The organism is Billgrantia gudaonensis (assembly GCF_900100195.1).
Classification (GTDB): Bacteria; Pseudomonadota; Gammaproteobacteria; order Pseudomonadales; family Halomonadaceae; genus Halomonas; species Halomonas gudaonensis.
The window spans coordinates 85182-110132 of record NZ_FNES01000009.1 but is presented as its reverse complement, the minus strand read 5'-3'; the positions used below and the strand labels follow the sequence as shown (position 1 = coordinate 110132).

Here is a 24951-nt window from a genome sequence, read left to right as displayed (position 1 = left end):
AGGACACGCCATGAAAGCGACCCTGCGCCAGCGTCTCGATGCCTTCGTCGAGCGCTTCGAGGAGCTTGCCGCCCTGCTGGCGGAGCCCGACGTGATCGGCGACCAGCCGCGCTTTCGCGACTATTCGCGCGAATACGCCGAGCTCGAGCCACTGGTCGAGGCCTGGCGGGACTACCGGGCCACCGAGGCCGACCTGGCCTCCGCCGGCGAACTGGCCGATGACAGCGATGCCGAGCTTCGCGAGCTGGCCGAGCTGGAGCTCGCCGAGGGGCGCGACAAGCTAGAGGCGTTGGAAACGCGCCTCAAGCAACTGCTGGTGCCCAAGGATCCCGATGACCGACGCAACGTCTTCCTCGAGATCCGTGCCGGCACCGGCGGCGACGAAGCGGCGCTGTTCGCCGGCGACCTGTTCCGGATGTATTCGCGCTACGCCGAGAAGCGGGGCTGGAAGGTCGAGGTGGTCAGCGCCAGTCACGGCGAGCAGGGCGGCTACAAGGAGCTCATCTCGCGCATCAAAGGCGAGGGCGTCTATGCGCGGCTCAAGTTCGAATCCGGCGCTCACCGCGTGCAGCGCGTGCCGGCCACCGAGTCCCAGGGGCGCATCCATACCTCGGCGTGCACCGTGGCGGTGATGCCCGAGGCCGACGAGGTGGGCGACATCGACATCGATCCGGGGGACCTGCGGGTGGACACCTTCCGCTCCAGCGGGGCGGGCGGCCAGCACGTCAACACTACCGACTCGGCCATTCGCCTCACCCACCTGCCCACCGGGGTGGTGGTGGAGTGCCAGGAGGAGCGCAGCCAGCACAAGAACCGCGCCAAGGCGATGTCGCTGCTCGCCGCCAAGCTCAAGCAGAGTGCCGTCGACAGCCAGCGCCAGGCGCAGGCCGACACGCGCCGTTCGCTGGTGGGCTCCGGCGACCGCAGCGAACGCATTCGCACCTACAACTTCCCCCAGGGGCGCGTCACCGACCACCGCATCAACCTCACCCTCTACAAGCTCGGCGAAGTGATCAGCGGCGAGCAGCTCGACGAGGTGATCGCGCCGCTGATCCACGAATACCAGGCAGAGCAGCTCGCCGCCCTGCAGCAGGAGGCGTGATGTGCAGGGCAAAATAGTGCCGCTCGACAGGCTGCTGTCCCGCGCGGCCGTTCGCCTTCGGGCCGCCGGATCGCCAAGCCCTCGTCTCGACGCCGAGGTGCTGCTGTGCCATGCGCTGGGGTGCGACCGCACCTGGCTCTATACCTGGGGCGACGGTGAGGCTCCACGGCTCGCGCGGGCCCGTTTCGAAGCGTTGGTGGCGGCGCGCGTTCAGGGCCATCCCGTGGCCTATCTCACCGGCGAGCGGGAGTTCTGGGGGCTTTCCCTGGCGACTCACCCCAGCACCCTGATTCCACGGCCGGATACCGAGACGCTGGTCGAGGTCGCGCTCGCGCTCGCGCCCGCATCAGCGGGGAGGCTGCTCGATCTGGGTACCGGTACGGGGGCCATTGCGCTGGCCTTTGCCAGCGAACGGCCGGACTGGTCGGTGGTGGGCGTCGATTGCCAGGCCGAGGCGGTGGCCTTGGCACGACGCAACGCCGAACGATTGGCCATCGGCAATGCCGAATTTCGGACGAGCGACTGGTTCACGGCCCTTCCCGGTGAACGTTTCGAGCTGATCGTCGCCAATCCTCCCTACATCGCTGCGGACGATCCCCACCTGAAGCAGGGCGACGTGCGCTTCGAGCCGGTGAGTGCCCTGGTGGCCGGCGCCGAGGGTCTCGACGATCTGCGGCTTCTGATTGCGGCGTCGCGTGACCACCTTGTGGAGGGAGGGTGGCTGGCGCTGGAACACGGCCACGCCCAAGGGGCGGCGGTGCGCGAGCGGCTGATGGCGTCCGGCTATGCCGAGGTGACCACTCGACGTGACCTGGCCGGGCGTGAGCGGGTCAGCCTGGGGCGAAAGTCCGGTTTGCGTTGAGGGTGCGGTGCTGGAGGGGTGCCATGCACTGTGATACATCTGTTCAGGAAAAAATACCGACAGTCGGCACGATCCCGAGAGCGAACGCTGGTGGTTTCCTCCGTCGCCGGGATTTTTCAGGCGGATCGCCTGCCGGGTCGGCAGCCTCCACCCAACTCGAACGGTGTGTCCAGCCAACAATGAAAGCCAAGACTCGCTCGCTCGACCGCATCGACCTGAAGATCCTGCGTTGCCTGCAGGAGAATGCCCGCATCTCCTACGTGGATCTGGCCGCTCAGGTAGGCCTTTCCACCACCCCTTGCCTGGAGCGCGTCAAGCGTCTCGAGCGGGCTGGCGTGATCCGTGGGTACCGTGCCGTGCTCGACCCTCGCGCGCTCAAGGCCAACCTGCTGGTGTTCGTGGAGATCAGCCTGGAGACCCAGTCTCCGGCGGTGTTCGACGAGTTCCGTCGCGCCGTGGCGCGGCTGCCGCAGATTCAGGAGTGTCATCTGGTCTCCGGCCAGTTCGACTACATCCTCAAGTGCCGCATACCCGAGATGTCGGCCTACCGCCAGCTGCTCGGCGATGTGGTGCTGACCTTGCCGGGGGTGAAGGAGTCCAAGAGCTACGTGGTAATGGAGGAGGTCAAGGAGGAATTCTCCCTCTACGTGCCCGACATCGAGGAACTCGAGAGCAAGTGATGGCCATGAACGACGAAGCGCTGCTGCGCTACAGCCGCCAGATCATGCTGGAGGCGATCGACATCGACGGGCAGGAGCGCCTGCTCGCCTCGCATGCACTGGTGGTCGGCGCCGGTGGCCTGGGTTCGCCGGTGGCGCTCTATCTGGCTGCGGGCGGAGTGGGGCGGCTCACCCTGGCCGATGCCGATGCGGTGGAACTCTCGAATTTGCAGCGTCAGATCGCCCACGGGATGGCCGACCTCGGCCACAACAAGGCGGCCTCGGCCCGCGATGCGGCGCTGGCTCTCAACCCCGAATGCCACGTCGAGGCGTTGACGGAGCACCTCGATGGTGCGGCGATGGATGCAGCCGTGGCGGCCTCGGACCTGGTGCTCGACTGTACCGATCGCTTCTCCAGTCGCTACGCGATAAACGCCGCCTGTCGACGGGCCGGCGTGCCGCTGGTTTCCGGAGCGGCGATCCGTTTCTCCGGCCAGCTTGCGGTCTTCGATCCGCGCGATCCCGAAAGCCCCTGTTATGCCTGCCTCTACCCACCCGATGAGCGGGGCGACGAGGCCCTCTCCTGTGCCGAGAGCGGGGTGGTGGCGCCGCTGGTGGGGCTCATCGGCTGCTTCCAGGCACTGGAGGCGATGAAGCTGCTCAGCGGTGCCGGCACGCCGCATCGTGGGCTCTCCGCCTTCGATGGCCTGCGGGGCCAGTGGCGCCACTTCCAGGTACCGCGGGACCCGGCGTGCCCCGTGTGCGGGTCGGTCGAGCGGAACTGACGGCGGTGCCAGCCGGGTGGCGTTGCCACCGAGCATGGTCGTGCAGGCGATGGTCGTCACGGGTAACTCGGCTTTCGGTGGTGTTTTTTATTTGACAGAAAGATTCCATGGGATGCGGTTGTCTTAGCGCTCTTTGCGATTCTGGCTGCAAGGTTCGCTCCCTCGAGGAGGCGCCATCATGGAGTGTGTTGTCGAATACTTGACATTGGTGCGTCGCCTGGTGTCAAACTGGCTCGGCGGGAGACGTCAAGAGCCGGGATGTTTTCGCCGTTACGCCGATCGCCGCCAACAACAACGAGCGCAGTGCGCATGAACACACAGGCTTCCCTTTCCTCTACCGTGCGACGCCTCGAGCGCCCCGCTTCCTGGTATCGCGACTCCATCGTCGTGGACCTGGACGCTTGCCCGCCGCTGTCCGGCGAGGTGCGGGCCGATGTCTGCGTCATCGGCGGGGGCATCACCGGGGTGTCGGCGGCGCTGCATCTGGCGGAGCGCGGCCATGCGGTGACCCTGCTGGAAGCCGGCGAGATCGGTCATGGGGCATCCGGACGCAGCGGGGGGCAGATCCTGCCGGGGCTGGGCACCGATATCGCCACGGTCGAAAAGGCGCTGGGCCGCGAGGCGGCTCGCGACGTCTGGGAGATGAGCCGTGAAGCGGTGCGTCTCACGGCGGAGCGCATCGAACGGCATGCGATCCCTTGCGAACTGGCCTGGGGCTACCTGCACGCTGCGCTGAAGAAGCGCCATTCGAGAGAGCTCCAGGCCTTCTGCGACCGCATGGCGCGAGATTACGGTTACCAAGCTCTGGAGTGGCTCGAGGGAGATGCGCTGAGGCAGCACGTGGTCACCGATGCCTATCCTGGCGCACTCTACGAGCGCGAGGCGGGGCACCTGCATCCCCTCAATTACACGCTGGGGCTGGCCAGGGCCGCGCAGGCAGCCGGGGTGCAGCTTCACGAGCGCAGCCCGGCACTGTCCGTTCAGCGAGGCTCCAAGCCCGTTGTGACGACCCAGGCAGGGCGGGTCAGCGCCGACTTCGTGGTACTGGCCACCAATGCCTACCAGAGCGGGCTGGTACCGGAACTCAGCGGTCGGGTGATGCGCGCCGCCAACTACATGATCGCCACCGAGCCGCTCACCGCGGAGCAGGCAGCGCAGGTGTTGCCGCGCAACGATGCCTTGTCGGATGCCAATTTCGTTCTCGACTACTACCGTCTAACGGCTTCCCGGAGGCTGATCTACGGTGGTGAAGTGAGCTATGACGGTCGTGAGCCGCGCAATCTGCCGGCACGCATGGATGCCAAGATCGCCCGGTTGTTCCCGGTCCTCCAGGGCGTGAACATCGACTACCGCTGGGGTGGCGACGTGGCGATCACCGTCAACCGCGCACCGGACTTCGGTCGCGTGGATGCCAATCTCTTCTATGCGCAGGGGTATTCCGGCCACGGCATGGCGCTGGCGGGGCTGGCCGGCAAGCTGCTGGCCGAAGCCATCGGCGGACAGAGCGAGCGTTTCGATGTCTTCGCCGCGATGCCGCACCGCCGCTTTCCCGGCGGTCGGCGTCTGCGCCTGCCGCTGCTGTTGCTCGCTACCCATTTCTATAAGTTGCGCGATCGGCTGTGACCCGACGGCCACGACCTCGAGGGCTTCTTCATGAGTGACTCCCTGACGGCGGATGCCAAGGACGAGAACCCTGCGGCCGCGACCGGTCGGTCTGCCCCGAGCCGTGAAGCCTCTTCCATCGCGCTGCAGGGGCTGCACAAGCGCTTCGGCCGCGATACCGTGGCTCTGGCCGGCGTCGATCTGGCCATCGAGCCCGGCGAGTTCTTCACCCTGCTGGGACCTTCCGGCTGTGGCAAGACGACGCTGCTGCGCATCCTTGCCGGCCTCGAGGAGGCCGATCGGGGGCGCTTGCAGATCGGCGGACGCGATGTCACCGAGGTTCCGCCCCACCGGCGCAGCGTGAATACCGTGTTCCAGTCCTATGCGCTCTTCCCGCATTTGTCGGTGCGCGACAATCTCGCTTTCGGGCTCAAGATGCAGGGGCTTGCGGTGGCCGAGCGCGAGGCCCGGGTTGCCAGGATCGCCGAGTTCATCCAGTTGGGGGATCTCATCGACCGTCGCGTCGATCAGCTCTCCGGTGGCCAGCGTCAGCGTATCGCTCTGGCCCGGGCGCTGGTCTGCGAGCCCGACGTGCTGCTGCTCGACGAACCGCTTTCGGCGCTGGATGCGGGGCTGCGCAGCCAGCTCCAGGTGGAACTGTTGCGCGTTCAAAAGCGACTCGGCATGACCTTCGTGTTCGTCACCCACGACCAGCAGGAGGCGATGGTGATGTCGGATCGCATCGCCGTGCTCAACGGTGGGCTGATCCAGCAGGTCGGGCCGCCGCGCGACGTCTATGAGCGGCCCGTCAATGCCTTCGTGGCCCGTTTCATGGGCCATGACAACCTCTATCCGGTCACCGCCCGGGATGGTGACACGCTCACCACGCCACTGGGCCAGTTGCACGTCGAGCAGGCCGGCGACGGCGCGCTGCTGTTGATTCGCCCCGAGACGCTGGACCTGCTTCCCGGTGACGTCGGGGGCCCAATCACTTGCCGGCTCGCGTGGTCGAGCGCCTCTACCGCGGCAGCCATGCCGAATATCGCCTGGCGATCGGTGACGTCACGTTGCAGGCCACGGTCAGCAACCGCGGACGCCATCTTCCCGAGGTCGATGAGCGAGTCACCGTGGCGGTGGCGCCCGACGACCTCGTCACCCTGGCAGAGTGAGGAGGGGACATGGCTCATTCCGACAGGCTCCCCACCGCTCGCAGTCAGGCCATGGTGCGCGAGTCTCGCCACCTGCTGATGACCGTGGCACCCGGCGCGTCATGGATCGTCTTCTTCCTGGTGCTGCCCAGCGCCTACCTGATGAGCGTGGCCTTCATGTCCAGCGGTACCTACGGGCTGCCGGAGATGCCGCTCTCCCTGGAGTCGTTTCGACGCTTGGCGGGCTTCGGTTTTCTGGGCTGGAGCCCGGGCAACCTCTACACACTGTTGCGCTCGCTGTGGCAGACGCTGGTTGCCACGGGGCTGGTGGTGGCCATTGCCTATCCAATCGCCTACCACATTTCGACCTGCCGCGCCCGCTGGCGCCCGATCATGCTGCTTGCCGTGGTAGTGCCTTCCTGGACCAATCAGGTGATACGCACCTTCGGTTGGATGAACCTGCTGGCACCGGGGACGCCCCTCTCCAGCGTGGCCGAGGCTCTGGGGCTGGTCGCGCCGAACATGGGGCTGTATCCGTCCAACTTCGCGGTGACTCTGGGACTGGTCTACAACTTTCTGCCGTTCATGGTTCTACCCTTGTATGCCGCCTTCGAGAAGCTCGACACGGCCCAGGTGGAAGCTGCCCAGGATCTCTACGCTTCGCCGCTGCGTGCCTTCCGGCATGCGGTCTTTCCGCAGACGCTGCCGGGACTGTTGGCAGGGATCGTGCTGGTGGCCATTCCCGCCTTCGGCATGTACGTGATTCCCGAGCTGCTCGGCGGTGGCAAGGGCATGATGCTGGGCAATCTGGTGGCCAATCAGTTCGCGGGGTCCGCCAACTGGCCGCTGGGCGCCGCCGGCGCCATTCTGATGCTGATCGCCACCTTCATCGGCCTGTTCGCCATGCGTCGCATCGGCAAGCGCCTGGGCGGCGGCGAGGAGGTGGTGATATGAGCAGGCGCTCCTTGCGGCGCACGTTGACCGGCATCTGGTGGCTGACGCTGCTGTTTCTCTACCTGCCGCTGGCGGTGGTGGCGCTGTTCTCCTTCAACGCGGCCAACAGTGCGGCCAGTTTCACCGGCTTCTCCTTGCGCTGGTACGAGCGCCTGATGGGCAACGAAGAGATTCTGTCGGCCTTCGCCAACAGCATGATCCTGGCGATCGTCTCGTCGGTGGTGGCACTGGGCATCGGCTGTTTCATCGGTTATGGCATGTACCGTCATCGCCACCGCAAGCTCGGCTGGCTGATCGTGCTGATCTACCTGCCCATCGTGCTGCCGGATATCGTCTTCGGCATTTCCGAGATGGCCTTTTTCGTGCAAATCCACCGGCTGACCGGATTCCTGCAGCCAGGGCTCGGCACCATGATCATTGCTCACGTCACCTTCCAGATCCCCTTCGTGGCGCTGATCGTCTACTCGCGCTTCGTCGGTCTCGACCCGGCATTGTTCGAGGCGGCCAAGGATCTCTACGCCTCGCCGGCCAAGCGAGCGCTGCACTTCATGTTGCCGACCATCAAGCCGGCGTTGATCTCGGCCTTCTTCCTCTCCTTTACCCTGTCGGTGGATGACTTCGTGATCAGCTTCTTCACTGCCGGGCCGGAGAGCGCCACCCTGCCCATCTACATCTGGGGGGCGATCAAGAAAGGGGTCTCTCCCGAGATCAATGCCGTTGCCACCCTGATGCTCGCTGCCGTGGCGATCGTGGCCATCGCCAGCCTGCTGTTCAGCCGTCGCCGGCCGGTCTGAGCCGGCATTCAACGACCCAAGGGGAAACGAGGAGAGCATCATGACAATGCACAAGACGACCCTGGCCCTGTCCCTCGGTGGGCTTCTGCTCGCCGGCAGCGTTCACGCTCAGGAGAACAAGCTCTACCTGTTCAACTGGACCGAATACATGGATCCCGAGATCATCGAGGACTTCGAAGCGCAATACGACGTCGAGGTGGTGCAGAACTATTTCAACTCGCTGCCCGAGATGTTCGCCAAGCTCAATGCCGGCGGGGTATCGCAGTACGACATCATCGTGCCGTCCAACTACTACGTGCCGCGGCTGATCGAGACCGGCCTGGTGCAAAAGCTCGACAAGTCGAAGCTCGAGAATCTCGACAACGTCATGGAGCAGTTCCGCGACCCGAGCTACGATCCGGATGCCGAATACTCCGCCCCTTACCAGTGGGGTACCACGGCCATGGTCTACAACACCGAGACCTTTCCCGATGCCCCCAAGAGCTGGTCGTTGATGTTCGATCCCGAGGTCAACCCGGAGCATCCCTTCGCGCTGATGGGCGACGGCCAGGTGAGCATGGGGGCCGCCTGCGCCTATCTTGGCCACGGCTACGACTGTACCGATCCAGAGGCCTGGAAGGAGGCCGCTCGGTTGATCATCGACACCAAGGGCCGGGACACCTTCAGCGGCTTCACCGATGGCACCCCGGCGCTGCAGCAGCTGGCCCGTGGCGTGACGCATGTGGGCATGAGCTACAACGGCGACTACCTGTTCTTCAAGGACGAGGATCCGGAGACCTTCGAGTCGCTGGACTTCATGATTCCCGATGAAGGCGCCGAGATGTGGGTGGATGCCATGTTGATCCCATCCGAGGCGCCCAATCCCGACATGGCGCACAAGTTCATCGACTTCATCCTCGATGCGCAAGTCGGCGCTCGGCTTTCCAACTACAACTATTACGCCAGCCCCAATGCCGCGGCAGAGCCTTACCTCGATGACGTGCTCACCCAGCCGCCGGTGCAGCCCAGCGACGCTGACATGCAGCGGCTGCGTTTCACGCCCAGCCTTCAGGGCGAGGCGCTGCAGACCTTCCAGCAGCTGTGGTCGGAGGTCCAGTCTCGCTGAACGAGCGAGCTCCCGGCCGAGGCCGGGAGCTCGCCAATTTCCGCAAGGACAACTCCATGAGTGACTCACAGGACAGGCCGGTTCTCAACGACTGGTTTCAGGCACACGGCATCACCGAGGTCGAATGCCTGGTCAGCGACCTGACCGGAATACTCAAGGGCAAGATCATGCCCGCCGGCAAGTATCTGAACGGGGGGCGGCCACGACTGCCCGATTCGATCTTCATCCAGACCGTCACCGGCGGCTATCCGGACGACGAGGACATCCGCTTCTGGAATCCCGCCGAGCGGGACATGGAGCTGGTGCCCGATCTCGATGCCATCTATCTCGTACCCTGGGCTGACGATCCAACGGCTCAGATCATTCACGATTGTCACTACCTCACCGGCGAACCGGTGGAACTGGCGCCACGCCACGTTCTCAAGCGGGTACTGGAGATCTATGCCGCGCGTGGCTGGAAGCCGGTCGTCGCCCCCGAGGTGGAGTTCTATCTGGTCAAGACCAATACCGATTCCGACTACCCGCTGGAACCGCCCATCGGTCGCACCGGGCGCCAGGAAAGCAGCCGTCAGTCCTTCTCCATCGATGCGGTCAACGAATTCGATCCGCTGTTCGAGGAGATGTACGACTACTGCGAGGCCATGGATCTCGATCTCGATACCCTGATCCACGAAGAGGGAGCCGGACAGATGGAGGTCAACTTCCAGCACGGCGATCCCCTGCAGCTGGCCGACCAGGTGGTGATGTTCAAGCGTACCCTGCGCGAAACGGCGCTGCGTCACGGCATGTATGCCACCTTCATGGCCAAGCCGATGGCGGGCGAGCCGGGCAGCTCCCTGCACATTCATCAGAGCCTCGTGGACCTGAAAGCGGGTAACAATCTCTTCGCCGGCGAGGGCGATCAGCCCAGCCCGCTTTTCCATCATTACCTCGGAGGTTTGCAGCGCTATCTGCCGGCGGCGATGCCGCTGCTGGCGCCCAATGTCAATTCCTACCGACGCCTGATGCGCGGCGAAACCAGCGGTTCGGCGCCGATCAACGTCGAATGGGGGCTCGACAACCGCACCGTCGGCCTGCGGGTACCCGTCTCGCCACCGGCCGCCACGCGCATCGAGAACCGTCTGGCCGGTGCCGACGCCAACCCCTACCTGGCCATTGCCGCCTCCCTGGCGTGCGGCTATCTGGGCATGCTCGGCCAGCTCGAGCCGCGCCCTCCCATGCTGGGATCGGCGTGGTCCGGCGGCAACAAGCTGCCCGATGACGTCGGCCCGGCACTGGATGCTTTGCGCGACTGCCAGGCATTGGCCGATGTGCTGGGCGAGCGTTTCGTTAACAGCTATCTGGCGGTCAAGCGAGCCGAGCACAAGGCGTATTTCCAGGTGATCAGTTCCTGGGAGCGCGAGCACCTGCTGCTGCGGGTCTGAGAGTGCCGGCCATGATTCTGTGGTCTGAAAGCCGGTCGACGGCACCGCATCGGGGCTCCACCGGGCGGATATTCATGCAACCGAGGAAGGCGATATGACGGCAGCGTCGTCCAGCGAACACGTGGCATCCTGGTATGCAGCCACCGCCAATCCCACTCCGGAACGGCCCGCCCTGACAGGAGAAGTCGACTGCGACGTCTGCGTGGTCGGAGCCGGGTTCACCGGGATGTCGGCGGCGCTGCATCTTGCCGAGCGGGGCCACTCTGTAGCGGTGCTCGAAGCGGCGCGCGTGGGCTACGGCGCCTCGGGGCGCAACGGTGGCCAGATCGTCAACAGCTACAGTCGCGATCTGGATGTGATCGAAGCCAGGTACGGTGCCGAGACCGCCCGCGCCTTGGGGGACATGGCCTTCGAGGGCAACCGCATCATCCGCGAGCGCGTCGAGCGCTATGCCATCGATTGCGATCTGCGTGACGGCAATCTATTCGCTGCCTGCAATGCCAAGCAACTGGACGGACTACGCGCGCACAAGGCGCTGTGGGAGCGCTACGGCTACACCGAGCTGGAACTGCTGGAGGGTACGGCCGTCAAGCGCGAGGTCGAGTCCGACCGCTACAGCGGTGCCCTCGTCGACCATGGCGGCGGCCATCTGCATCCGCTCAACCTGGTGCTGGGCCAGGCCGCGGCGTTGGAGTCGCTGGGCGGTCGCATTTACGAACGGTCATCCGTGACCGGCATCGATCATGGCGAACCGGTGGTCGTGCGTACGCCGTCCGGTCGGATCAAGGCCGAGCGGGTGGTGATGGCCGGCAATGCCTATCTCAAGGGAGTGCTACCCGAGATCGAGGGTCGATCGATGCCCTGCGGCACTCAGATCATCGCCACCGAGCCGCTCGGCGAAGCGCGTGCCCGTGCTCTGATTCCCAATGGTCTGGCGGTGGAAGACTGCAACTACCTGCTGGACTACTATCGGCTGACCCGCGACCACCGCCTACTCTACGGAGGCGGAGTCAATTACGGTGGCGACGATCCCCGCGATATCGAAAGTCTCATTCGGCCCAAGATGCTCGAGACCTTTCCGTCACTGGCCGACGTCGGGGTCGAGTACGCCTGGAGCGGCACCTTCCTGATGACGCTCAACCGCCTGCCGCAGTTCGGTGTGATCAACGGCAACGTCTACTATGCCCAGGGCTATTCCGGCCACGGCGTGACCTGCACGCACCTGGCCGGCAAGTTGATCGCCGAGGTGATCGAGGGTCGCAGCGAGCGCTTCGATGCCTTCGCCGGGCTGCCCCACCTGCCGTTTCCTGGCGGGCGGTTGCTGCGCGTGCCCCTGTCGGCGCTGGGGGCCTGGTACTACCAGGCCCGCGATCGCCTCGGCATCTAGGAAGTACTGATTGCCTACTGCGCTCGATATCCTGACCGCCGGCGGTACTCAGAATCCTCATTGACTGCCGTGTAAACTCCGGTGCTTCCGTTCCGGCGACGGTCAGCCTCTCATCGCTCGTGACGCCAATCAGCACTTCCAGGGCTTGATGCATTCAGAACAGCCCGACGATCTCGCCGTCGTCGTCGATGTCGATGCGCGAGGCGGCGGGTTCCGCGCTGAGACCCGGCATGGTGCGAATGTCGCCGCACAGGGCGTAGACGAAGCCGGCCCCGGCGGAGAGGCGCACCTCGCGCACTGGCAGAACCCAGCCGCTGGGCGCGCCCAGCAGCGCCGGGTCGGCGGAGAGCGACAGGTGGCTCTTGGCGATGCACACCGGCAGGTGGCCATGGCCCTGGGCCTGGAACGCCTCGAGCTGCCGACGTGCCTGGGGCGCGAGCTCGATGCCGTCGGCGCCGTAGATCCGCGTGGCGATGCGTTCGATCTTGTCGGCCAGCGGCAGTGCATCGGGGTAGAGGAAGCGGAAGTCGCCACCTTGATCGGCCGCCTCGGCGACTGCGTCGGCCAGTTCTACGGCGCCGGCGCCGCCATCTCGCACGTGAGTCGAGACGGCCGCGCGCACGCCCGCTGCCGCAGCGATGTCGCGGATGATGGCGTGTTCGCTGGGATGATCCGTCGGGAAGGCATTGATGGCCACTACCGGGGTGATGCCGTGGGCGCGAATGTTGTCGATCTGCTTGATCAGGTTGCTGGCGCCGGCCTGCACGTCCTGTGGGCTTTCGGTCTGCATGGCGGCCGGCAAGGGCTGTCCGGGGCGGACGTCGTGGCGCCCCGAGTGATACTTGAGGGCGCGCACCGTGACGACCAAGACGGCAGTGTCGGGCTTGAGTCCCGAACTGCGGCATTTGATGTTGAAGAAGCGCTCCGCCCCCATGTCGGCGCCGAAGCCCGCTTCGGTGACCAGGTAGTCGCTGCCGTGGATGCCGAAGCGGTCGGCGAGTATCGACGAGTTGCCGTGGGCGATGTTGCCGAAGGGGCCGGCGTGGATCAGCGCCGGGGCATGCTCGAGCGTCTGTAGCAGGTTGGGCTTTATCGCCTCCTTGAGCAGCGCGGTCATGGCGCCGGCCGCACCGATGTCGTCGGCGGTGACTGGCTCGCCGTCGTGGGTTTCACCCACCACCATGCGGCCGAGACGCCGGCGCAGGTCCGCCAGGGAGTCGGCCAGGGCGAGCACCGCCATGACCTCGGAGGCGGCGGTGATCTCGAAGCCGCTCTGGCGTGTCACGCCATCGCCGCGCCCGCCAAGGCCGGTGACGATGTGGCGCAAGGCGCGGTCGTTGAGATCCAGCACGCGCAACCAGCGTACCGTGCGCGGGTCGAGAGCGACGCCTCGGCGCTGGTGGAGATGGTTGTCGATCATCGCGGCGAGCAAGTTGTGCGCTGCGGTGACGGCATGAATGTCGCCAGTGAGGTGCAGGTTGATGCGCTCCATGGGTACGACCTGACTGAGCCCGCCGCCTGCCGCGCCGCCCTTGAGCCCGAGGGTCGGCCCGAGAGAGGGTTGGCGGATGGCTACCGTTGCGCCATGGCCGAGCTGCTGCAGTCCCTGGACGAGACCGATGGCGGTGGTGGTCTTGCCTTCGCCGAGCGGCGTGGGCGTGATCGCCGACACCACCACGTAGCGGCCGCGCGGGCGACGTTCCAGAGCGTTCAGCGCCGCCAGGTCCAGCTTGGCTACGCCACGGCCGTAGGGTTCAACGGTGTCGCCGGGCACGCCCAGGCGATGGGCTATCTCCTCGATGGGCCATAGTCGTGCCTGCCGTGCAATGCTGAGGTTGTCCTGTGCCGGGAGGGGCGCATCGGACAGGGCCTGGGATTCGGGGGCCATGGGGCGTCTCCTGATGCCGGTTGCGGTAGGCGTGCGCTTCGTTTCAGTATTTCCGTCATGTGCCCTTGGCGTTTGTGCGCAGGCGTCAACCGGCTTGGTCGCAGCGACACCGAACTCCCTGGGATGGGACGGTTGACGTGGCGGTGCAACTTGGGGCCATGTTCGTTGTCGCTGAATGAGAACGACGAACGGCCCAGGGAGGCGAGCATGGAGCCCTACGAGTTTCCGGGCGATGGCCAGTATGACGTCGGGTTCCTGTTGATCCCGGGGTTTTCTCAGCTGGCGTTCTCTTCGGCGCTGGAGCCGCTGCGCATGGCCAACCATCTCACCGACCGGCGGCTCTATCGCTGGCACCTGCTGAGCCGTGACGGCGAACCGGTCAAGGCCAGCAGCGACCTGGCAGCCGGCGTCGATGCAGGACTGGCTTCGTCACCGCGCCTCGACCTGGTGCTGGTGTGTGCCGGCATCGAGGTGCAGAGCCATTGCGATCGCGACACCCTGCAGTGGCTGCGACGCCAGGCCGGTCGACGCCTGCCGCTGGGGGCGGTGTGTACCGGGGGGTACGTGTTGGCACAGGCAGGGCTTCTCGACGGCTATCGCTGTACCCTGCACTGGGAGCACATTTCTAGCCTTCACGAAGCGCTGCAGTTTCCCCAGGTGACTTTCTGCTCGCAGCTCTTCGTGCTCGACCGCGATCGCTATACCTGCTCGGGCGGCATTGCGCCGCTGGACATGATGCTCACCCTGATTGCCCGCCAGCAGGGGCTGGGGCTGGCCGAAGCGATCGCCGAAGAGTTCATTCACGAGCGCATTCGTGGCGTGGGCGATCGTCAGCGCAATCCGCTGCGCGTTCGCCTGGGCCATAGCCATCCCAAGCTGGAAGAGGTGGCCACGCTGATGGAAGCCAACCTCCAGGAGCCGCTCACCCTCGACGAGCTGGCCAGCCACGCCGACCTCTCGCGGCGTCAGCTGGAGCGGCTGTTTCAGCGCTACGTCGACTGTCCGCCCCTGAAGTACTACATGGACCTGCGTCTGATGCGGGCTCGTCAACTGCTGCGCCAGACGCACATGCCGATCACCGACGTGGCCATGGCCTGCGGTTTCGTCTCCCCGCCGCACTTCACCAAGAGCTATCGCGACCGCTTCGGTCATTCGCCGAGCCGCGAACGCGAGCGTCGCCGCGATCGCGAAGCAGCAGCCCAGGCCGCCAGCCCCCCGCTAACGCACTCTCAGGCCGATCATTCCCAGTGATACTCAGCTGCGCGGGCGCAGGCTTTCGGGGTCGTAGAGCGGACGATAGCCTACGGCGGCCACCCGCAGCGGGTAGTGTTCGCCGAAGTACTCCATGAGCAGGCCATTGCCTTCCCGGGCATGTTCCTCCGGCAGGTAGCCCAGAGCGATGACCTTCTCCACCGAGGGGCCATAGGCGATGCTGGTCACGTAGGAGCGGCGCCCCTCGCTGTCGACCAGCACGTCGCCGCTGGCCGGGTCGAGGATGGGGGCATGGCCGACCGGGAAGCGTGGCGTGCCCGAGGCGTCGCGATGCTCTTCCATGACCAGGGTGCATAGATAGGCGGGCTGACGGTCGCGTTCGCGCTGCGCGAGATAGGCCGCCTTGCCGTGGAAATCCGCGGCCTTGACCTTGGGGCGGGCAAGGCCCGCCTCAACGAGGTTGTACTCGGTGAGCAGGTCGGCGTTCTGCAGCCGCAGGCTCTTTTCCAGGCGGCGGCTGTTGGCGTAGGTTTCGATGCCGACCGGCGTCACGCCCTGATCGAAGAGCAGATCCCACAGGGCGAGACCGTAGCTGAAGGGAACGTAGAGCTCCCAGCCCTGTTCGCCCACGTAGGAGATGCGGAAGGCCCACACCGGCAGGCCGTGCAGGCGAATCTCGCGCGCCGTGGCGAAGGGAAAACGCTCGTCGTCGAGCGTCTCGGGGGCGTCGGCGACGGCCTGCAGCGTGCGCCGCGCGTTGGGGCCCCATACCCCCAGGGTAGCCAGGCTGTCGGTACGATCCTCGACATGCAGGCGCTCGAGTTCCTTGGCCTCGGCCATGCGCGTCATCCACACGAGGTCGCGATGGCCGGTATCGCCGCCGCAGATGACGCGGAATGCATCGCTGGCCAGGCGCACGATGGTGAGATCGGCGTGCACGCCGCCCCATTCGTCCAGGAAGTGGGTGTAGACGCCCTTGCCGGCCGGGGTGTCGCCGCCGACCTTGGCCACCGAGAGGGTCTCCAGCAGCGCCTCGGCGTCGGGTCCGGTGACGTCGTAGATGGCGAAGTGGGAGAGGTTGATCATGCCCACGTCGTCGGACAGCGCCAGGTGTTCGGCGTTGGAGACGCGCCAGAAGTGGCGGGCGTCCCACTCGTTGGATCGTTCGGGCACCTGCCCGGCGTAGCGCTCCAGCAGCGGCTCGTTGGCCGCGTAGCCGTGGGCGCGCTCCCAGCCGGCGGTCTCCATGAAGTGGCCGCCGAGTTCCACTTCGCGCGGCCAGAAGGGGCTGCGGCGCAGGTTGCGGCCGGTCTCGAACGGCTCGCGGGGATGCACGGGCGGATCGTAGATCTTGCGGGCGATTTCCTCGCAGCGCCCGTACACGTAGTCGGGCGTCTTCTGTACCGGGTAGAAGCGGGCGATGTCGATGCCGTGTGGGTCGAGTTCCGGCTTGCCCCGGGTCAGCCAGTCGGCGAGCACCTTGCCCATGCCCGGTCCGTCCTTGACCCATACCGCCTCGCAGAACCACAGCCCGCGGGTCTCGGGGGACTCGCCGACCAGCGAGCCGCCGTCGTTGGTCACCGACAGCAGGCCGTTGAAGGAGTGCTTCTCGTCCCAGCCGAGCTCGCCGAGTACGGGAGTCAGCTCGATGGCCCGCTCGAAGGCTTCCGTGACCTGGTCCAGCTCTAGGTCGCGCATGGAGGGTGACAGCCGCGCCTGGTGGCGTTCGAGGATGTCGCCAGGGGGGACGAGACGGGGATTGCGAGCCTCGTAGTAGCCCCACTCGAGCTGGCCGCCCTCGGTGCTCGCCGGATCGCCGGTATCGCGCAGATAGGCGGAGTTGCCCTGGTCACGTAGCAGCGGGTAGCCGATCTCCCGGCCGGTGCCGGCGAAGGCGTCGAAGGGACCGAAGAAGAGCAGGGGATGCTCCACGGGCATCAGGGGTAGGGCGGCGCCGCCCATGGCGGCGGGAATCGGTCCCCAGATGCCGGAAGTGACGATCACCACCGAGGTGGAGATGTAACCCTTGGCGGTCTCCACGCCGTGGACGCGTCCGTTGCGTACGTCGATGTCCAGGGCCGGGGTGTCGGCGAAGACCGTCAGGGCTCCGGAGGCCACGGCCCGTTCCACCAGCTCGCCAGCGACCTGCTGAGAGCGCGGCACGACCAGGCCGGCATCGGGATCCCACATGGCTGCCTGGATCAGGTCGCGGTCCAGCAGGGGGAAGCGTTCGGCGGCCTCGGCGGCGCTGATCATGCGCACGTTGGTGCCGAAGGCCTTGCCCGAGGCCACTTTGCGCTCGAGCTCGGCGAGGCGGGCTGCATCGCCGACGCGGGCCACCTCTAGGCCGCCGACCTTCTGGTAGTGGCCCAGGCGCTCGTAGAAGCGCTGACTGTAGGTGGTGGTGTAGCAAGACATCTTGTCGTGGGAGGTCATGTAGCAGAAGTCGGAGGCGTGGGACGTCGAGCCGATGTCCGAGGGGATCGACGACTTGTCGAGGCCGACCAGGTCGTCCCAGCCCTGCTCGATCAAGTGGTGGGCCACCGACGCGCCGACGATGCCGCCCTGCCCGATGATGACCGCGCGTGCCTGCTGGGGTAATGCCGCCATGCTCGTCCTCCTGATGTGCCGCCTGGTTTGGCCTTGCCGTTGCTACTCAAGCTAATGCACCCAGCTCGTGTCTGCTGTCCAGCGACGACCCGCACTTGCATCGTGGCGACAGGAGATGGCCATGCTTGTCGTTGCCGCCAAAAAGGCCGTCGTCGTCGGCGCCATGCCAGCGGTTCGGCGCACTAGCCTGGAAACGAGGGTAGCCCCAGGCGGCGACCCGCGCACACACGACGTCGGCCCGCCAGCGGTGCGGTTCACCAGCCGGGCAAGGAGCAGCGATCATGTCCCAGGCCATCGAGAATATCCCCCAAGGCGACGCGGTACCCGAGATTCTGCTGTATCCGCGGATTCGCAAGTCCCCGTTCTTCTACGCTTCGCGCCGTCACGGGGTGCGCAAGTACAGCGTCTACAATCACCACTACCATCCTCGCCTCTACACCGATCCGGTAGACGAGTACTGGGCCCTGGTGGAGGGCGTCACCCTGTGGGACGTAGGAGTGGAGCGCCAGATCGAGATCAGCGGTCCCGATGCCTTCGCCTTCACCCAACGGCTGGTGCCTCGCGACATGCGCCAGTGTCAGGTGGGACAGTGCAAGTACGTCTTCGTCACTGCCCCCGATGGCGGCATCATCAACGACCCGGTGCTGTTGCGCATCGAGGAGAATCGCTTCTGGCTGTCGCTGGCGGATAGCGACGTGCTGCTGTGGTGCCAGGGGTTGGCCTATCGGTCCGGCTACGACGTGACCCTACGGGAGGTGGACGTGGCCCCGGTGCAGGTCCAGGGTCCCAAGGCCAAGGCGGTGATGGTCGACCTGTTCGGCGAAGCGGTGCTGGCGATGCCCTACTACCACTTGATGGAGGCCGAACTCGACGGCATGTCGGTGGTGATCTCGCGCACCGGTTACTCCGGCGAGATCGGCTACGAGATCTATCTGCGCGAGGCGAGCCGCCACGGCGAAGCGCTGTGGCAGCGGGTCTTCGAGGCGGGACGGCCCCATGGCATGCAGGTGATCGGTCCTTGCCACATCCGCCGCATCGAGGGTGGCATCCTCGCCTTCGGCTGCGACATCTGGTACGACACCAACCCCTTCGAGGTGGGCATGGGCTATGACTGGATGGTCGACCTGCGCGGCGACGACGACTTCATCGGCCGCACCGCCCTGGAGCGAATCAAGGCCGAAGGCGTCTCGCGCAAGCTGGTGGGGGTGGAAATCGACGGTCCCAGCGTGGGCTACTTCACCGACGGTGCCATGATCGACGTCTTTCCCGTCCTCGATTCGGCCGGCAGGCGCATCGGACAGGTGACTTCGGCCACTCGCTCTCCGCGGCAGGAGCGCAACATCGGCTATGCCATGGTGCCGATCGAGCATGCCGAGCTGGACACGCCATTGCGTGTCGAGGCCAACACCGGGCCGCAGGAAGCGCGGGTGGTGCCCAAGCCGTTCCACGATCCGAGCAAGGCGATCCCCAAGGGATGAGTCACGCCACGACCCCACCGAGGTGGGGTCAAACGTGGCGCAGATACCAGTCGTACTCGAGCTTGCTCACCACCTGCATGGCCGTGTCGCGCTCGGCGCGCCGGTTGGCCAGGAAGACGGCGAGGAAATCGTGTCCCAGCGCCTCGCCGAGCACGCTGCTTTCTTCCAACAGGTCCAGCGCGCGCTGCCAACTGCTGGTGAGGCTGGGCGGCACCTGGTCATAGGCGTTGCCGGTGAGGGGGGGCGGCGGTTCGAGCCGATGGTCGAGGCCATGTTCGATGCCGGCCAGCAGGGTTGCCACCAGCAGATAAGGGTTGGCATCGGCGCCGGCCACGCGATGTTCGATGCGGCGCGCCGCGTTGGGTCCGGCCGGGATGCGTAGCGACACCGAGCGGTTGTCGAAACCCCAGGTGGGAGCCATGGGAACGTAGAGGCCTGGTTGAAAACGGCGGTAGGAGTTGAGGTTGGGTGCGCAGACGGCCATGCTGGCCGGCATGGTGGCCAACAGTCCGGCCACGGCGTGATGGAGGCGGGGCGTGCCCAGCGGCTCGCCACCCGGGGCGGCGAAGACGTTGTTGCCGGCCCGGTCGAGCAAGCTGATGTGCACGTGGGTGCCGTTGCCGGCCTCCTGACCATAGGGCTTGGCCATGAAGGTCGCTTCGAAACCCTGGGTCAGCGCCACGCCCTTGATCAGCCGCTTGAGCAGCACGGCGCTGTCGCAGGCGGCCAGGGCATCGTCACAGTGCAGCAGGTTGATCTCGAACTGCCCCGGGGCGCACTCCTTGAGCGCCGTGTCCAGCGGCAGACCCTGAATGTCGGCAGCGTTCTGAATCGCTTCGAGGAAGTCGGCGTACTCGTCGAGTTCGCCGATCGAAAAGAGCTGGCTCTGGGTGGCCCGCTCGCCGCTGCCAGGGGACAGGGGCGGCTGTACCATGCCCTGGGCATTGCGTGCACGATCGACCAGGTAGAACTCCATTTCCACGGCGACCACTGGAGTCAGGCCGGCGTGCTGAAAGCGAGCCAGCACCCGAGACAGCACCTGGCGCGGGTCGGCGAAGAAAGGGCTGCCATCGAGCTCGCTCATGGTCATCAGCAACTGGGCCTGGCGCCCTTCCCTTAGCCAGGGGGTGGGGGCCAGGGTACCCGGTATGGGATGGCAGATACGGTCGCCGTCTCCGCTCGACAGGCCAAGACCGGTTGCCTCGATGGTATTGCCGTTGATGTCCAGCGCGAACACCGACGCCGGCAGGTGGATGCCCTGTTCGAACGCCTTCGAGAGATTGCCGGCAGGCAGCCGCTTGCCGCGCATGACGCCATTGAGGTCGCTGACCAGCAGGTCGACGCTGTCGATGTCCGGATGCTCCTCGAAAAAGGCATCGGCCTCGACGGCAGGGCGTGACGACATGGTGTCACCTATGCGTGGTTGGCTTTGGCGGCTATCTTTTCGCCGCCACCATCTGTTGTCAAATCCTTTACGTTTTGCCGCTCGCCGTTTCGCCTCGCTCGTCTGCCTTTCCGTCCAGTATCGACTGGTGTTCAAGGAGTATTTACGGACTTCGCGATGCGTTGGCAATTCGGTATTCGGAATTGTATGTTGAGCAAAACATAACATCGACCCCTGAAGGAGTCGCATCACTGCATGCTCGGTATACGGCTCGCAGGATGAAACCGCCGCATGCCCGGCACTGCGTCGGGCCTGTCAATCGCCCACACAGGAGACATCCGCATGAGTGCCCAGCGCCGCCCCGAGACCCGAGCCGACTGGCAGGCTCTCGCCGACTCTCTGAGCTTCGAGAGTCGCGCCTTCATCGACGGCGACTTTGCGCCAGCGACGAGCGGCGAGACCTTCACGACGATCAATCCCGCCACCGGCGAGCGCCTGGCCGAGGTGGCGAGTTGCGATGCGCTGGACGCCGAGCGTGCCGTCGCGGCAGCCCGGGCCGCCTTCGCGGCAGGCGGCTGGTCGCGTCTCGCTCCCGGTAAGCGCAAGAAGCGCCTGCTCGAGCTGGCCGACCTGATGGAAGCCCACAAGGACGAGCTGGCGCTGCTCGATACCCTCGACATGGGCAAGCCGATCGGCAGCGCCCTCGGCGACATGGCCGGCGCCATCGCCTGTCTGCGCTACAACGCCGAGGCCATCGACAAGGTCTATGGCGAGGTCGCGCCCACCGGCGAGGAGAGCCTGGCACTGGTGCTGCGCGAGCCGCTCGGCGTGGTGGCTTCCATCGTGCCGTGGAATTTCCCGCTGATGATGACCGCCTGGAAGGTCGCCCCGGCATTGGCCGCCGGCAACAGCGTGATCCTGAAGCCCTCGGAGAAGTCGCCGCTGTCGGCGCTGCGCCTGGCCCAACTGGCCAAAGAGGCAGGCCTGCCGCGCGGGGTGTTCCAGGTGCTGCCGGGCTTCGGCCATACCGTGGGCAAGGCGCTGGCGCTCTCCATGGAGGTCGACTGCCTCTCCTTCACCGGCTCCACCGCCACCGGCAAGCAGTTGATGCAGTACGCCGGGCAGTCCAACCTCAAGCGGGTCTATCTGGAGTGCGGCGGCAAGAGCCCCAACTTGATCTTTGCCGATTGCAAGAATCTCGGCCGGGTGGCCAAGCATGCCGCAGCGGCCATCTTCCACAACCAGGGAGAGGTGTGCATCGCCGGCTCGCGGCTGCTGGTCGAGAACCCTATCCGTGAGGCGTTCGTCGACGAGGTCCTGGCCGCTGCCGAAACCATGCAGCCGGGCGATCCGCTCGACCCCGGCAGCTTCATGGGGGCGATCGTCGACGAGGCCCAGCACCGGCGGATTCTCGACTACATTCGCCAGGGGGTCGAGGCCGGTGCTCGGCTGCGCGTCGGTGGCCAGGCCCTGGACGGACCGGGGCTGTTCATTCCGCCCACGGTGTTCGATGGCGTGACCCCGGCGATGGCCATCGGCCGTGAGGAGGTCTTCGGCCCGGTGCTCTCGGTGTTCGGCTTCGACAGCGAGGATGAGGCCATCGCCATGGCCAACGACAGCGACTACGGGCTTGCTGCCGGCCTGTGGAGCCAGGACATCGACCGCATCATGCGCGTGACGCGTCGGCTCCATTCGGGGCAGGTGTTCGTCAACAACTGGGCCGGCGGCGACCAGACCGTGCCTTTCGGCGGCGTCAAGCAGTCGGGCAACGGGCGCGACAAGTCGATGCACTCGCTGCAGGAGTACTCGGAACTCAAGACGGTGTGGATGGCGCTGGAACCCTGAGGTCTTCTCGCCCTCTTGACGACGACGCCCGCTCATCGAGCGGGCGTCGTCGTTTCACGGGACGCGCGGGTCGGCCCGGAGCTCAGAAGCTGGCCCATTCCGGTTCCGGTCGTGTGCTCGCAGCCACCGCGGTCGGTGTCGCCGGGCGGGCGGTCGAGTCCATGCTGGCCAGGGCGCGACTCACTGCCTGGCTGCTGTCCGGCAGGTGGAAGGCCGACATGGCGGCCATCAGTTGTTGCGCGTGTTGACGCAGGTTGCCGGCGGCCGTGGCACTCTCCTGGACCAGTCCGGCGTTCTGCTGGGTGACCTGGTCCATCTGGGTGACCGCCGTGCCGGCTTCCTCGACGCCGGCGCGCTGTTCCATGCTGGCGTGGCTGATCTCCTGCATGATCTGACTGACTCGGCCGATGGCGGCAACGATCTCTTCGGTGGCCTGGCTGGCCTCGGCCGCACGCTCGTTGCCGTGCTTGACGCGCTCGCCGTTGCGCTGGATCAGGTCGGTGATCTCCTGAGCTGCATCCGCGCTGTTCTGGGCCAGCTTGCGCACTTCGGCGGCGACCACGGCGAAACCGCGACCGTGTTCGCCGGCCCGTGCCGCTTCCACCGAGGCGTTGAGCGCCAGGATGTTGGTCTGGAAAGCGATGTCGTCGATGGTGGAGATGATGCTGGCGATTTCGCTGGAACTCTCGTCGAGCTCACGCATGGTGCGGGTCACCTGATGCACCGCTTCGCCGCCGCGCTTGGCGGTGTCGGAGGCGCCCGTGGCTTCCTGGCTGGCCTGTTCGGCGTTGTCGGAATTCTGGGTCACGGTGCCGTTGAGCTCCTCCATGGCCGAGGCGGTCTGTGTCAGGGCGCTGGCCTGCTGCTCGGTGCGCGAGGCGAGGTCGTTGTTGCCTTCGGCAATCTGCTCGCTGTTGCTGGCCACCGATTCGGCAGCGGCACGGACCTGGGCCACGATGCCTTGCAACTGGCGAGCCATGGCCACCTGGGCAGCCATGATGCTGTGTCGGTCGCCCTTGCGCAGCTGGCCTTCGGTGGCCAGATCGCCGCGGCCGATGGCCTCGGCGAAAGCCTTCACCTCGTGCGGTTCGGCACCCAGCTCACGCAGCAGCTGGCGTGACAGGAAATAGGCGATCAGGCCGCCGATCACCAGAGCGGCGAGGCACAGACCGAGCATCAGCATCTGGAAGCCGGAAGCGGTATCTCGTGCGCTGGCGGTGTCGATGGCGGTTTCCGCTTCCTGGTGGTCGATGAAAGCGTTGATGTCGTCGAGCCACTGGAAGAAGGCCGGTCCCGCTGCGCTGAGCAGAACGCGGCGCGCTTCGTCGACGTTGCCGTCTTCGCGAGCGGCGATGATCTCGCTGGCCAGGGCGTTGGTGCGGTCCGCCTGGTTCTCGATGACCTCCAGCAGGCGAGCCTCTTCCCGGCTGGCGGTGCTGGCGTCGAGGGTGTCCTGCATGCCTTGGCTGGCGGTCCGGTAGTTGTCGGCCAGTTCCCGGTAATCGGCCTGCAGTCGATTCAGTTCGTCCTGCTGAGTGACCAGCGTCATGTCGCGGAGCAGGATGGCGCGGTCGTGCACGCTGCCGCGCCAGTCGATGGCATGCCGTAGCTTGACGCCATTGACGTCGTTGATGGTTGTCAGGTCGCGATCGATGCGGTTGACCTGATCGATGCCAATGACGGTGAGAACGACGATCAGGGCGAGGACGGCGGAAAAACCGCCGACGAGGCGGGTGCGGATGCCGAGGCGTGCCACTCTGGCCGATAGTGTTTTCATTGTGAGGCGTTCCTTCTGCGTAACGTCGGGGTGGGTGCATGACATCGTGCGACCCTGTTCGTTACCCAGCCTAATACTTATATTGTACTTGTACAAATAATTTATTCTTGTATAGCAAATCATCCCCCAAGCCTCCATCTCCCGCTGGCGGTGGAACCGCCATTGGTCGGCGAGCGATGACAGGGGCGGTTGATGGAACAGGAGGTCGGTGTAAAGGTGTTGTAAAGGAACTTGGCCGGCGGCGTCGGATTCAGAAGGCGCGAGCCGGTGTGGCACAGCTGACCAGGCGGCAGGCCACCTGGCCCGGGTTGCGGAAGCGATGGGGGACGTTGGTGTCGAAGTAATAGGCTTCCCCGGGACCGAGCACGCGGCTTTCTGCACCCACGGTGATCTCGATCTCGCCCTCGAGCACCACGCCGGCTTCCTCGCCCTGGTGGGCGATCATCTCGCGACCGGTGTCGGCGCCGGCCGGATAGGTTTCGATCATGAAGGCCAGTGCGCGGCTGTCGCGGTTGGCGCCGACCAGCTTGTAGATCACTTCGCCCGAGCCCACGTCGGCGAGTTCGTCGGGCGCATAGAACACCTGGTTGCGACTCTCCAGGTCCATGGTGAAGAAGTCACCGACGCCGATGGGAATGGCGTCGAGGATCTTCTTCAGCGAACTCACCGAGGGGCTGACCTTGCCCTGCTCGATGAGCGACAGGCTGGAGTGGGTCACGCCGCAGCGCTTGGCCAATTCGCGCTGGGAGATGCCGCGCAGGTTACGCAGGGCACGCAGTCGCGCACCGACATCGTCTGCCATGGGGCGTCCTCTGACAATCCACGAGGTGGGGGTGGTACGACTATCGCCGTCGCCCTTGTCGATCAGGGCCGACCGGCGCCTCTCGTCATGGCCAACGGCGATGGCGCCGGAAGGGCGGGCGCAGGGCGCCCGC

The 24951-nt window shown here is 65.9% G+C and carries 19 protein-coding genes; 14 read left to right on the top strand and 5 right to left on the bottom strand.

Annotation, left to right across the window (positions count from 1 at the left end; all coding sequences use genetic code 11):
• Positions 1-10: 10 nt before the first annotated feature.
• The 11 genes from prfA (at position 11) to BLP96_RS11975 (ending at position 11822) form a co-directional block, all read left to right on the top strand.
• Complete coding sequence (prfA, locus tag BLP96_RS12025; protein ID WP_089686481.1) at positions 11-1102, top strand: peptide chain release factor 1; 1092 nt, start codon at positions 11-13, stop codon at positions 1100-1102.
• A gap of 16 nt (positions 1103-1118) precedes the next feature.
• Positions 1119-1964, top strand: a complete 846-nt coding sequence (gene prmC, locus BLP96_RS12020; protein ID WP_089686594.1) for a peptide chain release factor N(5)-glutamine methyltransferase — start codon at positions 1119-1121, stop codon at positions 1962-1964.
• Positions 1965-2143: 179 nt separating this feature from the next.
• Entirely contained in the window at positions 2144-2644 is a 501-nt protein-coding gene (locus BLP96_RS12015) for an Lrp/AsnC ligand binding domain-containing protein (RefSeq protein ID WP_089686480.1), read from the top strand.
• 5 nt (positions 2645-2649) lie between these two features.
• Positions 2650-3408, top strand: coding sequence for a HesA/MoeB/ThiF family protein (locus BLP96_RS12010; protein ID WP_089686592.1), 759 nt, complete (start codon positions 2650-2652; stop codon positions 3406-3408).
• A gap of 309 nt (positions 3409-3717) precedes the next feature.
• On the top strand, positions 3718-5031 hold the full coding sequence (locus tag BLP96_RS12005; RefSeq protein WP_089686478.1) for an NAD(P)/FAD-dependent oxidoreductase: 1314 nt from the start codon (positions 3718-3720) through the stop codon (positions 5029-5031).
• A gap of 30 nt (positions 5032-5061) precedes the next feature.
• Positions 5062-6258: an ABC transporter ATP-binding protein gene (locus tag BLP96_RS20570; protein WP_422666818.1), complete on the top strand. Its 1197-nt coding sequence runs from the start codon at positions 5062-5064 to the stop codon at positions 6256-6258.
• Positions 6189-7112: an ABC transporter permease gene (locus BLP96_RS11995; protein WP_089686475.1), complete on the top strand. Its 924-nt coding sequence runs from the start codon at positions 6189-6191 to the stop codon at positions 7110-7112. Before BLP96_RS20570 ends, BLP96_RS11995 begins: the two co-directional genes overlap by 70 nt.
• Complete coding sequence (locus tag BLP96_RS11990; protein ID WP_089686473.1) at positions 7109-7906, top strand: ABC transporter permease; 798 nt, start codon at positions 7109-7111, stop codon at positions 7904-7906. The genes BLP96_RS11995 and BLP96_RS11990 overlap by 4 nt, the downstream gene beginning before the upstream one ends.
• Before the next feature lie 40 nt (positions 7907-7946).
• Complete coding sequence (locus BLP96_RS11985) at positions 7947-9011, top strand: ABC transporter substrate-binding protein (protein WP_089686471.1); 1065 nt, start codon at positions 7947-7949, stop codon at positions 9009-9011.
• Between the two features lie 56 nt (positions 9012-9067).
• Complete coding sequence (locus tag BLP96_RS11980) at positions 9068-10435, top strand: glutamine synthetase family protein (protein ID WP_089686469.1); 1368 nt, start codon at positions 9068-9070, stop codon at positions 10433-10435.
• 94 nt (positions 10436-10529) lie between these two features.
• Positions 10530-11822 carry an NAD(P)/FAD-dependent oxidoreductase gene (locus BLP96_RS11975; protein WP_089686467.1) on the top strand — a complete coding sequence of 431 codons (1293 nt, stop codon included), beginning with the start codon at positions 10530-10532 and terminating at the stop codon, positions 11820-11822.
• 154 nt (positions 11823-11976) lie between these two features.
• Here the strand turns inward: BLP96_RS11975 and BLP96_RS11970 are convergent, their stop codons facing one another.
• Positions 11977-13710 (bottom strand): formate--tetrahydrofolate ligase, encoded by a 1734-nt coding sequence (locus tag BLP96_RS11970; protein WP_089686465.1) that lies wholly within the window; start codon positions 13708-13710, stop codon positions 11977-11979.
• Positions 13711-13917: 207 nt separating this feature from the next.
• Here BLP96_RS11970 and BLP96_RS11965 point away from each other — a divergent pair, with 207 nt between their 5' ends.
• Complete coding sequence (locus tag BLP96_RS11965) at positions 13918-14961, top strand: GlxA family transcriptional regulator (protein WP_089686463.1); 1044 nt, start codon at positions 13918-13920, stop codon at positions 14959-14961.
• 3 nt (positions 14962-14964) lie between these two features.
• Here BLP96_RS11965 and BLP96_RS11960 read toward each other — a convergent pair whose 3' ends face one another.
• A complete protein-coding gene (locus BLP96_RS11960; protein ID WP_089686461.1) occupies positions 14965-17532 on the bottom strand; it encodes a GcvT family protein in 2568 nt (855 codons plus the stop codon).
• A 281-nt stretch (positions 17533-17813) separates the two neighbouring features.
• On the opposite strand from BLP96_RS11960, the gene BLP96_RS11955 reads away from it, so the two are divergent.
• Positions 17814-19010, top strand: a complete 1197-nt coding sequence (locus tag BLP96_RS11955; protein ID WP_089686459.1) for a glycine cleavage T C-terminal barrel domain-containing protein — start codon at positions 17814-17816, stop codon at positions 19008-19010.
• 28 nt (positions 19011-19038) lie between these two features.
• Here BLP96_RS11955 and BLP96_RS11950 read toward each other — a convergent pair whose 3' ends face one another.
• Positions 19039-20415 carry a glutamine synthetase family protein gene (locus tag BLP96_RS11950; RefSeq protein ID WP_089686457.1) on the bottom strand — a complete coding sequence of 459 codons (1377 nt, stop codon included), beginning with the start codon at positions 20413-20415 and terminating at the stop codon, positions 19039-19041.
• Between the two features lie 321 nt (positions 20416-20736).
• Between BLP96_RS11950 and BLP96_RS11945 the strand changes: the two genes are divergently transcribed.
• Complete coding sequence (locus tag BLP96_RS11945; protein ID WP_089686456.1) at positions 20737-22239, top strand: aldehyde dehydrogenase; 1503 nt, start codon at positions 20737-20739, stop codon at positions 22237-22239.
• An 82-nt stretch (positions 22240-22321) separates the two neighbouring features.
• On the opposite strand, the gene BLP96_RS11940 is transcribed toward BLP96_RS11945, so the two are convergent.
• Both BLP96_RS11940 and BLP96_RS11935 read right to left on the bottom strand, forming a co-directional pair.
• Entirely contained in the window at positions 22322-24016 is a 1695-nt protein-coding gene (locus tag BLP96_RS11940) for a methyl-accepting chemotaxis protein (protein WP_089686454.1), read from the bottom strand.
• Positions 24017-24266: 250 nt separating this feature from the next.
• A complete protein-coding gene (locus BLP96_RS11935; protein WP_089686452.1) occupies positions 24267-24818 on the bottom strand; it encodes a cupin domain-containing protein in 552 nt (183 codons plus the stop codon).
• Positions 24819-24951 lie beyond the last annotated feature (133 nt).